Consider the following 14588-nt stretch of genomic DNA (forward strand, 5'->3'; position numbering starts at 1 on the left):
CGGTTAAAGTATTTTCCGCACCGGAAATCAACGATTAGTCCATGGTGCTGAAGATGACATTCCGCGAAAAATCGTTTTTGTTTACGGCGGATATTTTTAAACACCGATAAATCGAGCTGTCCTCCGGACCGTGGAAAGACAAACTCAAGTCGGATATGATGGACGCGCTTCATCACGGAAGCGAATCGACCTCGTCGTCCGAAGCTTTTCTGAACGCCGTTTCACCCCAAATCGTGGTCATAAGCCAGACCAGTTTTCAGAGTCCGAACTTAAAGGAACGGCTGGAAAAGAAAAACGCAAACGTGTATTCCACCGGGCTGAACGGGAATATTCTGCTTACATCCGACGGCTCCAAGATGGAGGTACTGACGGAAAAAGACGGTCTGCGCCTAAGAAAAGCAAACCGTAACATTACCGGTTCCCCGAGAAGCCGCTGCCTGTCGGTGCGGTTACCGTCTCTTGACCCGGCAGTCCATTCGATCGCCGTGCACTCCGCACGGCGGTTTTTTTACGAATATATCCATGGGAAGAAGACGTTATCCATCGCGCAAAACCCGCATCCGGTGAGGCTTCCATACGAAACAGACCCTGAAAAACGAATAAGAAACAAGGCGGAAGGCGTGTCCGGTTGTCCGGAAATGTTTGCAAGTCTTTTTTAATATCGTTTATAGTTAGGATTATATCGTACATAGAAGGAAAAAGTTTACATGGGAGGGACCGTCATGTCGGAGGTTAAACTATCAATTGATTACGACCAGTACGAAGCAGGCAAGAAAATGAAAGATTTGCTCGAGGAGCTTGCGGACAGCCCGCAAAGCGGGGAGCTGACAAGCCTTATTATCGGCGATTGGGGCGGTGCTTACGAAAACGATTCCGAAGAAACCGTCGAGACGCTTGTCGCTCTAAAGGAGCGGTTTCCGAAACTGACGAGTCTGTTTATCGGTGACATGGGCTTCGAGGAATGCGAAGTGTCCTGGATTATGCAGACCAACCTGGCCCCGCTGCTGGAGGCTTATCCCGCTCTCCGGTCGTTCACGATCAAAGGAAGCACGGGACTGGATCTGAACCCGGCTCGTCACGAAAACCTGGAGGAGCTGACGATTATTTGCGGCGGCCTGGGCAAGGACGTGATCCATCAAATTTACGAAGGGTCTTTTCCGCGTCTCAAAAAGCTGGAGCTGTATCTCGGCGTGGACGAATACGGATTCGACGGCAGCCTGGAAGATGTGCTGAAGCTGACGGAGCCCGGCAAATTCCCCGAACTGACTTATCTGGGTCTGAAAAACAGCGAAATTCAGGACGAGCTGGCAATCGCATTGGCGGATGCCCCGATTCTGGATCAGCTGCATACCCTTGATATGTCGGACGGAACGCTGTCCGATACAGGGGCGGAAGCGCTGCTGAACAGCGAGCGAGTAAAAAAGCTGAAGTACCTGGACTTAAGCCATCATTATATGTCCGATGAAATGGTAAGCCGCTGGAAATCGTCCGGCCTTAACGTGAATACGGACGATCAGCAGGATATGGACGAAGACGACGATTACCGGTATCCGTCGCTCACGGAATAACGGCCGTGCCGCAGAGGATGATCCTGATCGGCAATCCGGACAACCGCCGCACGGCGGGGCTGCAGAACGCCCGGGCGAAGCTGGGGCTGCCTCCGGCCGTCGTGCTGCCGTACGCCGGGCTGCTGGACGGCAGCGCATCGCTCGCGCAGGCCGCAAGCCTCGCCGGAGCGGCGTCACAGCGGGCGGGCGAACCGGCCCCGCTGCTGCGGCTGGACGCGCCCGGCGAGCTCTTCGCGGTAGAGCGCGGGCTGATCGCCCTGGGCGCTCCCGACCACGAAGAGGCGGCGCACGGCGACCGCCTGCTTCCGTTCGGGCGCCGCAGCGATCCGCAGCCGCTCTCCGTGCGGTCCGCGCTTGCGCTCGCGGAGCAAGAGGGACGGCAGTACCACCCGTCCCAATGGTTTCGCGGCTTCGCGCGGCTGCTCGCCCGCCTGCGGCGGGAAGCGGAGGAGCTGTGGCCGCAGCCGCAGTGGACGAACGCGCCGGAGGACATCGCCGGCATGTTCGACAAGCGGCAGACGCACCGCATCCTGTCCGCTGCCGGCGTGCCGGTGCCCCGCCTCCTGGCTCCGCCGGAGGAGATCGCGGATTGCGAGGCGCTTCGCGCGCTGATGCTCTCCCGGCGGGTTCACCGGGTCTTCGTGAAGCTCGCTTCCGGCTCCGGCGCCTGCGGCGTCGTCGCTTACCGCATCAACCCGCGTACGGGCGCGGAGCAGGCGGTTACGACCGTCGGCGTCGAGAACTACGGCGCCCGCGCCCCGGTATTCTATAACGCGATGAAGCTGCGGCGTTACACGGACCCGTCCGCGATCGGCCAGGTGCTGAGCTGGCTCTTGAGGCACGGCGCCCACGTCGAGCAGTGGATCGCCAAAGCTTCTTACGGCGACCGGACGTTCGATATCCGTCAGCTTGTGGTGGCGGGAGAAGCCTGCCACAGCATCGCCCGGGTAAGCCGGACGCCGATCACGAACCTGCACCTGCGCAGCGAAAGGGTGAGCGTGGATGACCTCGGTCTGGCGCCGGGCATCCGGGCAGGAGCTGCGGCCTGCGCCGTAAAAGCGCTGGCCGCTTTTCCGCGCTCCCTCGCAGCGGGAGTCGATGTTCTGCTCGACAACGCGTCACATGCGCCTTACATACTTGACATGAATCCGTTCGGAGATCTGCTGTACCGGGTCGTTCACAAGGGAATGGACCCTTACGAATGGCAGATGAGCCGGCTCGCAAGCGGTTCCGCGGAAGCTTCCGCAGTTTCCGGGGCTCCCGAGGCTTGCGGGTGTGCCGGTTTGACCGGGTCTGCCGGAACCGGGGCTTCCGGGTAGCCTAAAGCCGCAGCGGGATCTCCGGGCGAGGGAGGAACGCTAGGATGAATATGAACGAAATCGTGGGAACCCACGATATCCTGATGATTACGCTGGACACGCTGCGTTACGACGCCGCCGTGCTGGAGGAAGCCAACTGCCCGAATCTGTGCGGCGGCGCTTCCTGGGAGAAACGCCACACCCCCGGCAGCTTTACGTATGCGGCGCATCACGCTTTTTTCGGCGGCTTTCTGCCGACTCCGGCAACGACGGACAAATCGCAGCATATCCGGCTATTCCACTCTAAGAATACGGGGCTTAAAACGCATCCCCATACATGGCTCTTCGACACACCCGATCTGGTGTCCGGTCTTCAGGAAGAAGGCTACCGGACGATCTGTATCGGGGGTGTAATTTTTTTTACGAAAAAAGTTCCGCTTGCCCGGGTGCTCCCCGGCTATTTCCGGGAAAGTTACTGGCGGATGACTTTCGGGGTAACGAACCCGCGTTCCACCGAGCATCAGGTCAATCACGCCCTCAAGCTTCTCGAACGGACGGAACAAAGCGAGAAGCTGTTTATGTTTCTGAACGTTTCGGCGATTCACGGGCCCAATCATTATTTCCTTCCCGGCGCGAAAAAAGATTCGGTCGAGAGTCAGAGGGCCGCGCTTCGCTACGTGGACGGCCAGTTGGGCCGTTTGTTCGAAGCGATGAGAGAGCGGGAGCGGCCCGTGTTCTGCCTAGCCTTCTCCGACCACGGAACGTGCTACGGCGAAGACGGCTACGAAGGCCACCGGCTCGCGCACGAAGCGGTCTGGAATGTGCCTTACCGCGAGTTTATTTTGTAAATTGACGAAAAGGAAGTGAACGGCCGATGTCCTCTTCTCAATTGGGGAACCAACCGGTGCCGGCAGCAGAAGAAATGTCCGTTTCCGCTTGGGAAGAAAATCTTCGTTCGGCGCCATACCGCTCGTATTTGTATTCGTATCCGCACAAGACGGCTTATCGCGAGCTGGACAGAAAAATCCCGCTGCAGGAGCTGTGGGCGGACGAGCCGGCGGAAACCTTCTTCTTATATATGCATATCCCGTTCTGCGGGGCGCGCTGCGGCTTCTGCAATTTGTTCACCCTGCCGGACAAGCGGACCGGCGCCCACGAGCAGTATGTCGATGCGCTGGAGCGGCAGGCCCGCCAGTGGGCACCCCATGTGGGGCACAAGAAATTCGCGCGTTTTGCCGTCGGAGGAGGAACCCCTACACTGCTGGAACCGGCGCTGCTCGACCGCGTATTCCGGATAGCGGAGGACGTCATGGGACTGGACAGCGGAGAAGCATCCATCTCCGTCGAAACTTCGCCGGAGACGGTCACCGCAGAGCGCTTGGATATTTTGCAGGCGCACAGAGTGGACCGGGTGAGCATGGGGATCCAGAGCTTTGTGGAAGCGGAGGCGGCGGCCATTTACCGTCCGCAAATGCCGTTGGTGGTCGAGAAGGCGCTGGAACAGCTGAAGCGGTACCAGTTCCCGATTCTCAATCTCGATCTTATTTACGGACTGCCGGGCCAGACCGTGGATACTTGGCTTTACTCCCTGGAGCGGGCGCTTGCCTACGAGCCGGAGGAAATTTTTATTTACCCGCTGTATACGCGGGAGCATACGATCGTCAAGCCCGAAGAGATCCGGCAGCGGGGCGCGGATATCCGCATGGCCTGCTACACGGCGGCGCGCGACCGTCTTCTGGCCGCAGGGTATACGCAGTATTCGATGAGGAGGTTCGCGCGAGCGAGCGCCTCATCGCCCAAAACGCTCCTGCCGTACGGTTGTCAGGAGGAAGGCATGGTCGGTCTCGGCTGCGGCGCCCGCTCGTACACACACAGCGTGCACTACGCGACCCGCTATGCGGTGAGCCGCAGCGCGACGGCCGGCATTATCGCCGACTATGTCGCTGCGGAGCGTCATGACCTCGTCGACTACGGCTTCATCCTGAACGAGGCGGAACGGAAGCGGCGCTTCATTCTGAAGGCGCTCCTGCACCGCGAGGGGCTGGAGCTCGCGTCCTACGCCCGCCGGTTCGGCACGGAGGCGCTGGAGGACCATCCGGAGCTGAACCGGCTGACGGAGACGAGGCTGGCCGAGCGGGTTCCGCAGACCGGGACAGGCGGCGGCTGTTTCCGGCTGACGGACGACGGGATCGCCCTTTCCGATTCCATCGGAGACTGGTTCATCTCCCCGGAAACCCGTACCCTGATGGAAGGATACACCTTCGCATGAAGGCGGCACTGTATTACCGGGGGAGCCTGTCGTCGTGCAATTACGACTGCCCGTACTGCCCGTTCAGCAAGAACAAGGACAGCGCCGCCACGCTGGCGAAGGACCGGCGGCAGGTCGAAGCTTTTACGGACTGGGTAGAAAACCAGGGAGCCGAAGGCCACCGCCTGTCGGTTTTCTTCAATCCTTACGGGGAAGGGCTGACTCACCGCTGGTACAAGGAGGCCATGGTCCGACTCTCGCACATGGAGCACGTGGATAAAGTCGCGATCCAGACGAATTTGTCCGCCGGTCTCGCGTGGACCGGGGAACTGGATCCGAAGAAGACCGCCTTCTGGGTCACGTATCATCCCGGACAGACGACGGAAGAGAAATTTCTGGGGCAGGTTCTGCAGCTCTACAATCGGGGGATTCCGTTCAGCGTCGGATCGGTAGGAGTCAAAAGCGCCTTCGGCCGGCTGGAATCGCTCCGCCGTTCGCTGCCTTCCGACGTGTATATGTGGGTCAATGCGTTCAAAGACAAGCGGGATTATTACACGGATGAAGACCGGGCTTTCCTGAGGGGCCTCGATCCGCTTTTCGACCTGAACGCGGAGGACTACGAGAGCCGGGGACGGGCGTGCGGCACGGGTCACGACGTTTTCTACGTGCAGGGACCCGGCATAGTGAAGCGCTGCTACAAAGATCGCCGGGTCATCGGCCATCTATACCGGGACGGCCTGGACGCGCTTTCGCAGCCGCGCCCGTGCGGGATGGACTTCTGCGACTGCTACATCGGCTACATTCATATGCCGGACCTGCAGCTTCGCGGGCGGTACGGCGACGGGCTGCTCGAACGCATCGCAGGGGCCGGTTCACAGAGTCAGATGCCTCGTGTTTACGAAGAAGGAGTGGAGAGTTGTGACGCACACGCGTAACAAAAAGGTGCCGGCCGGCCTCGCTTACTGGCTGACGGGACTTTCGGGTTCGGGCAAGACCACGACGGCCAAGGCCTTCGCAGCGGAGCTTGCGGCCCGGGGGCACGCCGTCGAGTGTCTGGACGGGGACGAGCTCCGGCGGCAGGTCGGCACGGGCCTCGGCTTCAGCCGGGAGGACCGGATGGAGAATGTCCGGCGGGCCGTCTACATAAGCGGTTTGCTTAACCGCAACGGCGTCACGACCGTGGTCAGCCTGATCAGCCCGTATCGCGAAATGCGGGCGTACGCCAGGGAGAACCTGCCGCGATTTATCGAAGTGTTCGTGGATTGTCCTCTTGAGGAATGCGAGCGCAGGGATGTGAAAGGGCTGTACGCGAAGGCGCGGGCCGGCGAAATTCCGGCTTTTACCGGCATCAGCGACCCGTACGAAGCTCCGGAAAACCCGGAGCTGGTTATCCGCACGGATGGAGACACGCTGGAGCATAATGTGCTGAAGCTTCTTGATTTTTACGGGTAAAAGAAGGAACCGGCCCTGCGGGGTCGTATGTTATACCGTACGGAAGTGAAGAAACCGGGCAAAAGGAAACGCAAAGGGGGAAGCGAACGAGATGGAAATCCGCAAACCGATTCCGGAGGAAATTCAGCAGATCCGGAGGCTTTCACCGCAGGCGTTAGCGGAAGGAACGCTCGGAAATGCCGAACCGAACCGGGACAAAGTGAGGCAGCTCGTAGATCCCCTTCTGAAAAAAGGCTGCTACTATCTGATCGCAGCGGAAGAGAAGCAACTGGCCGGATGGGTTCTGATCGGGGAGAGCAAAGATTCGTTTACCGACCGGATTATCGGGTTTGTATACGAGCTCTATGTGCTTGAACCTTTCAGAGGACGCGGAATCTCCAGAAAACTCATGCAGGAAGCGGTGGAGCAGCTCAAAAGCCTGGGCTACCCCGAAGTACGCCTCAGCGTGTATGCCGGAAATCATGCGCTTCATCTGTACGAGTCGCTGGGCTTCGCTCCGAGAACGATTACGATGACCCTTCCGTTATGACCTGTCGGTCGCAGAAGCAAAACGAATGGCCTGACGGTCCGCATGAAAACCTATTTCCTCCCGGAGGAAATAGGTTTTTTCACATTGTCCAAAAAATATTATTTCAAAATTCACAAAATTGTAGAATTATTATTTCACCCCCACTATAATACAACTAAAGGATGGCGTGAGAGCGCTCTCATTTCGTCCTGTCGGGATGCTGTACCTGTATCTGATCGTTTCCGGTGCTGCCGGTTCCTCGTCCCCCATTTTTTTCTGGTCCCCGATTACTCTCCTTCATTCCTTTCTTTCAACCTTCCGTGAAAAGGTGGTAGGCAGACCATGATTCCGATTCCGAGACCGCGTTCTTTCCGTATCGCCTTGTTCTGGCGTCATTTCGCCAACTATTTCGTCGTCATTCTGATTCCTGTAATTGTCGCCTGCACGCTGGCCCATTTCCTCGTCGTCTCCCTGATCGAGAAGGATGCGGAGAAATTAAACCGTGTCATCATGAGCCGTTTCTCCGAACAGACGGACACCGCTTTCAATTCCCTGAAAACGAACATGATTAACATGCTCAGCACCTCCAATATCCGCAGCCTGCTTAAAGAAGCCGGAGATCTGTCCGGCGAGAACCCCCAGCGTATGGAGCTGATCCACGCTCTGCGGGAGCAGCTGATTAAGCTGCAGTCGGATGAGCTGGTGACGAAAGCATATCTGGTGTTCGTTCATCATGACCTTGTCATTGATGTGGATACGTATACCGATAAGTCGTACTATTTCGATTTCCGCTATCCGATGGGGGCGGAGGAGAAGGCGGCATACCTGGCCAAGTTTACAAACAAGAAAATGATGGAGTTTACGGAACCGAAGCCGGACGGTTCCGCCTTGTCCGCCTTGATGAGCTACCCGTTTAATACAAATGTTCCCGAAGTGTATCTGGTGGTGGATGTGAGCAGGGATAAATTGCAGCGGTTGATCAACATCCGGGAAAACTGGGTGGCCGGTACCGCGATTCTGGGAAGCCGGGGAGAAATCATCAGCTCGAACGGGGTTGTGTCGGACGGTATCAGCCGGATTCCGTCGCTTCTGGCGGACGCCTCGGGCGAATCCAAATTTCTGATTACGGAGGACAAAGCGATTTCTCTGGTCAAATCGGGTTTTGACGACACGTCCTATTACTTGAGCCTTGTCGATTTGCCTACGCTCATGAAGCCTGCCCATCTTACGCGGCTTATCAGCTGGATTTTTCTTGCCTTTTTCATTGTGGTGGGGAGTTTCGTCTCGTATTATTTGAGCCGCCGCATGTACCGGCCCATCCTGGAAATCAAAGAGGGCCTCAAATCGCACGGCTCTGCCCAGGCGCTGCAAATGCGAAGCGACGGGAACGATTACGATGTGATCAAACGGTTTTCGCAGCTGATCATTTCGGAAAACAAACAGCTTAACCAGCGGGTGACGGGCATGTTTCCGATCGTGCAGGAGCATTTTGTGACCAAAATTTTGCTGGGCGAATACAGGGACGCCCTCTCCATCGAGACATACGCCGGAGAAATCGGTTTTACCTATACGAAAAAAGCGGCGCGGACCGTGCTCGGCATAGCGCTGCACTATGATCCGGACGTGTACGGCCGGCTTTCGGAGACGTCCAAATCGTTCTTGACGGCGGAGCTGAAAGAGCGCATTCTCCAGCTCGTGCCCTCGACAATCTGGCTGTGCGGAATCAAGTCCGACTTGCTCGTCTGCGTGATTCAAAAGGACCCTTTCCTCAGCCGGAGCCCGGAGGAGGAGGCGAATCTGATCCGGGCGGCTCTGCAGCTGTACGGCAGCTATTTCAAAGCGACGATCGGCATTGGCAGGACGGTATACGGCATTGAGGAGCTTCACTTGTCTTACGAGCAGGCCGTATCGGTTTTGCAGCGCCGCGGACTGAGCGCCGGCGTCGAGATTTGCAGCGGGCAGAGCGCGCCGGATTCGACCCAGTGCGATACATTCCTGAGCGTGCAGGAGGTGGGGCGCATTCTGAACCGCTGCAAAACGCGCGACTACGACAAGCTGCTGCAGTCGGCCTACGAAACGGTGGAAGAAGCCGTACGCAAAAACGCCACGGCCGTTCAGATCAAATATTTGTGCACGGACATTTTAAATACGTGGGTACGGGCGGCCGAAACCGACCGCAAAGACTTCAACGTGCCTTTTTATGCGGGACTGTTCGACAAGATCAACGCCTGCATGACGCTGGAGGATGTGAAGCGCTGCTTCCTGGAGTTTCACGAGCTGCTTTTCCAACCTGCCAAGCCGGATGAACGGGCCTGCAAATTTACCGACATCCTGGCGTATATTCATGAGCATTACGATGAAGAGTTGTCGATCGAACAGTTTGCGAACTCCATGAATATGTCCGTGGGCCATTTCAGCCGGACCTTCAAGGAGGAAGTCGGGGAGAAATATGTGGAGTACATCGCCAAATACCGGCTGGTCAAAGCGAAAGAACTGCTTCTTCAAACGGATTTGAAAATGGACGATATCGCCGAAAAAGTCGGTTACTGGGGAAGAAATTCGTTTATCCGGATGTTCCGGAAATACGAAGGCATTACCCCCGCGAAATACCGGACGATTCATCAGTGAATACGGCAGGACTCCTAATTTTCCGGAGTCTCTTTTTTTTCCTGAACATACTCGGAAAGCCCCGGCCCGCAAGGGAGAGAGGAAATGGCACCCGGGCACAAATATGCACGCTTTACCGGTAACGGCAGGGTTCTCTATAGTTAGGGCATCACCACTTGCAAGCGCTTACTTGAAAGGAGGAGGAGGCCATGACGAAGAGTGCCCGCTTCTGGTATCTCGTCAGAAAACACAAAGCGCTCTACCTGCTGATGCTTCCGGGGATCTTGTACTATATCATTTTCAAGTACGTGCCCATGTACGGCATCATCATCGCTTTCCAGGATTATTCCATCGGCCGGGGCATCCTCGAAAGCAAATTCGTAGGGCTGAAGCATTTTATCGAATTCTTCTACGTCACGCCGGATTCCTGGAAGCTGATCCGCAACACGGTCATGCTCAACGTGTACGACCTGCTGTTCCATTTCCCGGCACCGATCGTTCTCGCCATTTTGTTCCACGAGCTGCGGAACAAATGGTTCAAGGGATTTGTCCAAAGCGTCAGCTATATGCCTCACTTTCTCTCCACGGTTGTGATCGCGGGCATTCTTGTGACGTTTTTGTCTCCGACGACCGGGGTCGTCAACCATTTTCTCGTGAAGGTATTCGGAATGGAGCCTGTCATGTTCCTGGGCATTCCCGAGTGGTTCCGGACGATTTACGTAAGCTCCGAAATCTGGCAGAAGATCGGCTGGGGAACGATCCTTTACCTGGCGGCTATCGCCGGTATCGACCCCACGCTGTACGAAGCGGCCAAAATGGACGGAGCGAACCGGTTTCAGCAGATCCGCCATATTACGCTTGTCGGTATGCTGCCGGTCATGATCGTCCTGTTCGTGCTGACGCTCGGTCATTTTATGGAGACGGGTTTCCAGAAAATTTTGCTTCTCTACAACTCCATGAACTACGAAACGTCGGACGTCATCAACACATTCGTGTATAGGCGGGGCATTCTCGATTCCGATTTCAGCTTCGCAACGGCCGTCGGCCTGTTCCAGTCTATCATCGGGCTTATCCTGGTCGTAACGGCCAACCGGATCGTCCGCAAATATTCCGAAACGAGCCTGTGGTAGGAGGAGGATTCCGTTGAAAATCAAAACCAGCCTGGCATCCCGAGTGTTTGACACGCTCAACATCGTTCTGATGCTGCTGCTCGTCATCGTCATGATTTATCCGATGGTGTACGTGTTTTCGGCGTCGATTTCGAATAACGCCCTGGTGGCGAGCGGAGAGGTGCTGCTTCTGCCGAAGCAGATCACGCTGGTCGCCTACGAGCGGCTTATCACCAATCCCGATCTGTGGATCAGCTACTGGAATACGATCCGCTACACCGTTCTTCATGTGGCGCTTACCCTGATCGTGACGGCGGCGATGGCGTATCCTTTATCGAAAAAATGGCTTCCGGGCCGCAGGAGCATTCTGCTCCTGGCCGCGTTTACCCTGCTATTCAGCGGGGGGATGATTCCGACCTTCCTGGTCGTTCAAAAGCTCGGCATGCTCGATACGATCTGGGCCATCGTCCTGCCGTCCCTGATTTCGACATGGTACCTGTTTATCATGCGGACGTTCTTCGAAGCGCTGCCCGAGGAGCTGGAGGACGCCGCCACGATCGACGGATGCAGTTCCCTGCAGGTGCTGTTGCGGATCGTCCTGCCGCTTTCCATGCCGGTCATGGCGACAATCGGCCTGTTCACGGCGGTCAACCAGTGGAACGCTTTCTTCGACGCGCTGATCTATCTCAATGACAGAAGCATGTATCCGCTGCAGATTATGCTGCGCAACATTCTCATCGCCGGAACGAGCGTTCAAGGCGAAGGAGATCTGAATCATCTGGAGACGCTCAAATACGCGATGATCATGATCGCTACGCTTCCGATCCTGTGCGTCTATCCGTTTATCCAGAAGTATTTCGTACAGGGAAGCATGATCGGCGGCATCAAAGGCTAGGCGGATATGGAGATAGTTCTGAATTCCCGGTGGAATTCATGGCTATAGAGCATGAAGAGGCCGCAAAAAAGCGGCGGTAATGCCGGCAATTATCGGTAAGACTGGCGGGAACCGCATAACCAGCATGGCCAATATGACCAGCAGGACCAGCAGGACCAGCAGGACCAGTAAAGCTAGCCAGTAGACCAGAAGCTACCATTATGGGGAGGTTCGGAAATGAAAAAAAGACCGTTTGCCGTGATTTTGACAGTCGTTCTGCTTGCCGGGGTCGTTGCGGCGGGATGTTCCAGCAAGGATCAGGGGGCTTCACCGGGGGAGGGCGGGGGATCGGACGCCAAGAAACCCGTCAAATTTTCATGGCTGGCTTATGACCGGGTAGAGGGAAAAGTGAGGCAGGACTGGGAGATTTTCAAAGAGATCGAGAAAAAGACAGGCGTCAGCGTCGATTTCCAGATTGTCAGCCAGGAAGGACTCACCGAGAAAAGACAGATCATGATCGCCACGAACTCCGTCACGGATTTTATCCAGGTGAGCACCCAGGAGGGCAGGGAGCATGGTCCGGATAAAGTATTCCTGAACTTGAAGGACTACCTGGACAAAGCGCCGAACCTTAAAGCGTTCTACGAGAAATACCCGGAAGCCAAAGCGGTCGCCAGCGGAGCGGACGGCGGCATTTACACGGTGCCCGTGATCGAAGGGGATGCCGAGGGCAAAGGCTTTAACTTCATCTGGTATACCCGCAAAGATCTCATGGATAAGTACGGTCTGAAGCCGCCGACAAACTTGGATGAATTTTACCAGTTCCTGAAGGCGTACAAGGAAAAAGAACCGAACTCGTATCCACTCATTCCCAATGCGATCGTGGGCGATACGGGGCTGTATACGGTATTCGGCCGGGCGTTTACGGGCATCCAGGGCTTCTTCAACATCGATCCGACGACCGATAAATATGCGTTCGCCCCGTATCACAAAGGCTACAAAGACTCGCTTGTCTTTTTGAATAAGCTGTATACCGAAAAGCTGCTCGATCCCGAGTATTCCCTGCTCACCCAGGCCCAGTGGGAGGAACGCATTCTGAAAGGCAAGTCGCTCGTGACCTACTTCTGGAAAGCGGATCTGGAGTCGCTAACGGACAAAGGCCGCAAAGCGGGCACCTCCGCCTTCGAGCTCGACGCGATTCCGCAGTTTGCCGCGGACGGCATTAAAAATTACCAGTTCTCCCGTCCCGTAATCGGAGCTGTGGGGCGCGCGATTTCCGCCAAAGTCAAAGATAAGGAAAGGGCGGTCCAGTTCCTGGACTACCTCGTCAGCGAGGAAGGCTCGAACTATCTGTCCCTGGGCATCGAAGGCAAAACGTACACGATGGAAAACGGCAAGCCCGTTTATATGAAAGAATTCGGCGCTTCCCCGTTCAATACGCTGCGCAAGGACTGGGGCGTCTGGTATGACCTGATCACTCTGGACAATGCGAAATCCCGGGAGGTTTGGGAACGCGGGCTGAGCGACAAGAGCAAGGATATCAACAAGCGGTATGAGCCGTTTATCGTGCCGTCCCCGAAACAGATCGTAAAAACACAGGAAGAGCTGGAGCTGGAAAAATCGAAGCTGAACAACCTGAACAAATTCCTGGAACAGAAATTAACGGAGTTCGTCACCGGAAAAACACCGATCAACGATACGACTTACCAGCAGTTCCTGGATCAGGTTAAGAAGATGGGAGCGGACGATTTGCTGAACATGTACAATACGGCCTATACCCGGACGTACGGCAAGAAGTAGATCTTGAGCCCGGGTACAAGGGAAGCATCAGTACGAAGGAGGGAAAGCTGTGGCAGCAGCGGAAAAGCTGAAAGTCATCGATACCGACGTTCATAACGAACAGAACGACTCGGCCCTGATCCCTTATTTGCCGGAGCCCTGGAAATCCAGGGTCGCGACAACGGGCATCGGTTACTCGGGCTCCGGTTATTACTCGCCGATCGGCGTCATGAAGAAGGACTCGATTCCGCCGGGAGGAGGCAAAGCGGGTTCCGATCCCGACTTCATGATCAAGCAGCTTATCGAAGGCTACAACGTCGAGTACGCCGTCCTGACGGGCGTCGTCTACAACATCTCGACGACGCACGACCCGGATTACGCGGCGGCGGTCTGCTCCGCCTACAACGACTTCCTTATCGCCGAATGGCTCGGCAAGCATAAGGCGTTCAAGGGCGCCATGGCGGTATCGACGCTGGACCCGCAGCTCGCCGCCAGGGAAATCGACCGGGTCGGGGATCATCCCGACATCGTCGAAGTGATCATCTCCAGCGCCGCACGCTGGCCGCTGGGGCACCGCTTCTACCACCCGATCTACGAAGCGGCGGAGCGGCACGGCCTGCCCGTTGCCATCCATCCGGGTGCCGAAGGGGGGGGCAGCTCGACCGCGCCTACGGCGGCCGGGTATCCGGCGAGATACATCGAGTGGCATACGTGCCTGTCCCAAATGTTCATGGCCCATTTGGTCAGCCTCGTATGCGAGGGGGTATTCGCCAAGTTCCCCGGCCTGAAGGTTGTGCTCGTCGAGGGCGGCATCGCCTGGCTGCCGCCGCTGATGTGGCGGCTCGACAAGAACTACAAGGCGCTCCGCTCCACCGTTCCTTGGCTGACGAAGATGCCGAGTCAATATATCGCGGAGCACTGCTTCCTGACGACGCAGCCGATTGAGGAGCCGGACAATCCGCAGCATCTGGTCGACTTATTTAACATGTTCGACGCGGAGAACATGATTCTCTATTCCAGCGACTATCCGCACTGGGACTTCGATGCGCCGGATATGATCCTTCGCAAGCTGAAGCCGGAAGCCCGGCGCAAAATTTTTTACGAGAACGCGAAAAAGCTCTACAACTTATCGTAAACGGAGGCCA

Annotated in this window: 13 protein-coding genes; all 13 read left to right on the plus strand. The window is 56.6% G+C overall.

Annotated features, from left to right (window positions below):
- The first annotated feature begins 356 nt into the window (after nucleotides 1-356).
- On the plus strand, nucleotides 357-659 hold the full coding sequence (locus tag HMPREF1207_RS30410) for a hypothetical protein (RefSeq protein WP_231392131.1): 303 nt from the start codon (nucleotides 357-359) through the stop codon (nucleotides 657-659).
- A gap of 63 nt (nucleotides 660-722) precedes the next feature.
- The gene (locus tag HMPREF1207_RS24395; RefSeq protein ID WP_009672566.1) at nucleotides 723-1568 is read left to right on the plus strand and encodes an STM4015 family protein; all 846 of its coding nucleotides are present in this window, start codon (nucleotides 723-725) and stop codon (nucleotides 1566-1568) included.
- Nucleotides 1569-1585: 17 nt separating this feature from the next.
- Nucleotides 1586-2887: an STM4014 family protein gene (locus HMPREF1207_RS24400; protein ID WP_009672455.1), complete on the plus strand. Its 1302-nt coding sequence runs from the start codon at nucleotides 1586-1588 to the stop codon at nucleotides 2885-2887.
- A 44-nt stretch (nucleotides 2888-2931) separates the two neighbouring features.
- Nucleotides 2932-3714, plus strand: a complete 783-nt coding sequence (locus HMPREF1207_RS24405) for an STM4013/SEN3800 family hydrolase (protein ID WP_009672421.1) — start codon at nucleotides 2932-2934, stop codon at nucleotides 3712-3714.
- A gap of 74 nt (nucleotides 3715-3788) precedes the next feature.
- Nucleotides 3789-5135 (plus strand): STM4012 family radical SAM protein, encoded by a 1347-nt coding sequence (locus HMPREF1207_RS24410; protein WP_231392176.1) that lies wholly within the window; start codon nucleotides 3789-3791, stop codon nucleotides 5133-5135.
- The gene (locus tag HMPREF1207_RS24415; RefSeq protein WP_009672498.1) at nucleotides 5132-6049 is read left to right on the plus strand and encodes an STM4011 family radical SAM protein; all 918 of its coding nucleotides are present in this window, start codon (nucleotides 5132-5134) and stop codon (nucleotides 6047-6049) included. The genes HMPREF1207_RS24410 and HMPREF1207_RS24415 overlap by 4 nt, the downstream gene beginning before the upstream one ends.
- On the plus strand, nucleotides 6033-6566 hold the full coding sequence (gene cysC, locus HMPREF1207_RS24420; protein WP_009672400.1) for an adenylyl-sulfate kinase: 534 nt from the start codon (nucleotides 6033-6035) through the stop codon (nucleotides 6564-6566). Before HMPREF1207_RS24415 ends, cysC begins: the two co-directional genes overlap by 17 nt.
- 91 nt (nucleotides 6567-6657) lie before the next feature.
- Nucleotides 6658-7095, plus strand: coding sequence for a GNAT family N-acetyltransferase (locus tag HMPREF1207_RS24425; protein WP_009672520.1), 438 nt, complete (start codon nucleotides 6658-6660; stop codon nucleotides 7093-7095).
- A gap of 321 nt (nucleotides 7096-7416) precedes the next feature.
- Nucleotides 7417-9702 (plus strand): helix-turn-helix domain-containing protein, encoded by a 2286-nt coding sequence (locus tag HMPREF1207_RS24430; protein WP_009672507.1) that lies wholly within the window; start codon nucleotides 7417-7419, stop codon nucleotides 9700-9702.
- Nucleotides 9703-9890: 188 nt separating this feature from the next.
- Entirely contained in the window at nucleotides 9891-10811 is a 921-nt protein-coding gene (locus HMPREF1207_RS24435) for an ABC transporter permease (RefSeq protein ID WP_009672404.1), read from the plus strand.
- Between the two features lie 13 nt (nucleotides 10812-10824).
- Nucleotides 10825-11685 carry a carbohydrate ABC transporter permease gene (locus tag HMPREF1207_RS24440; RefSeq protein ID WP_009672527.1) on the plus strand — a complete coding sequence of 287 codons (861 nt, stop codon included), beginning with the start codon at nucleotides 10825-10827 and terminating at the stop codon, nucleotides 11683-11685.
- Nucleotides 11686-11901: 216 nt separating this feature from the next.
- Nucleotides 11902-13464, plus strand: a complete 1563-nt coding sequence (locus HMPREF1207_RS24445; protein WP_009672412.1) for an extracellular solute-binding protein — start codon at nucleotides 11902-11904, stop codon at nucleotides 13462-13464.
- 49 nt (nucleotides 13465-13513) lie between these two features.
- Entirely contained in the window at nucleotides 13514-14578 is a 1065-nt protein-coding gene (locus HMPREF1207_RS24450; protein ID WP_009672534.1) for an amidohydrolase family protein, read from the plus strand.
- Nucleotides 14579-14588: the final 10 nt, after the last annotated feature.

It is taken from the genome of Paenibacillus sp. HGH0039 (assembly GCF_000411255.1).
In the GTDB taxonomy this organism is placed as follows: Bacteria; Bacillota; Bacilli; order Paenibacillales; family NBRC-103111; genus Paenibacillus_F.

What these genes read in the sequence shown, in the direction of transcription:
- HMPREF1207_RS30410 (WP_231392131.1), top strand. Translation starts at nt 357, where the DNA reads ATGGAGGTACTGACGGAAAAAGACGGTCTGCGCCTAAGAAAAGCAAAC.
- HMPREF1207_RS24405 (WP_009672421.1), top strand. Translation starts at nt 2,932, where the DNA reads ATGAATATGAACGAAATCGTGGGAACCCACGATATCCTGATGATTACG.
- HMPREF1207_RS24425 (WP_009672520.1), top strand. Translation starts at nt 6,658, where the DNA reads ATGGAAATCCGCAAACCGATTCCGGAGGAAATTCAGCAGATCCGGAGG.
- HMPREF1207_RS24400 (WP_009672455.1), top strand. Translation starts at nt 1,586, where the DNA reads ATGATCCTGATCGGCAATCCGGACAACCGCCGCACGGCGGGGCTGCAG.
- HMPREF1207_RS24395 (WP_009672566.1), top strand. Translation starts at nt 723, where the DNA reads ATGTCGGAGGTTAAACTATCAATTGATTACGACCAGTACGAAGCAGGC.
- HMPREF1207_RS24410 (WP_231392176.1), top strand. Translation starts at nt 3,789, where the DNA reads ATGTCCGTTTCCGCTTGGGAAGAAAATCTTCGTTCGGCGCCATACCGC.
- HMPREF1207_RS24445 (WP_009672412.1), top strand. Translation starts at nt 11,902, where the DNA reads ATGAAAAAAAGACCGTTTGCCGTGATTTTGACAGTCGTTCTGCTTGCC.
- HMPREF1207_RS24430 (WP_009672507.1), top strand. Translation starts at nt 7,417, where the DNA reads ATGATTCCGATTCCGAGACCGCGTTCTTTCCGTATCGCCTTGTTCTGG.
- HMPREF1207_RS24415 (WP_009672498.1), top strand. Translation starts at nt 5,132, where the DNA reads ATGAAGGCGGCACTGTATTACCGGGGGAGCCTGTCGTCGTGCAATTAC.
- HMPREF1207_RS24435 (WP_009672404.1), top strand. Translation starts at nt 9,891, where the DNA reads ATGACGAAGAGTGCCCGCTTCTGGTATCTCGTCAGAAAACACAAAGCG.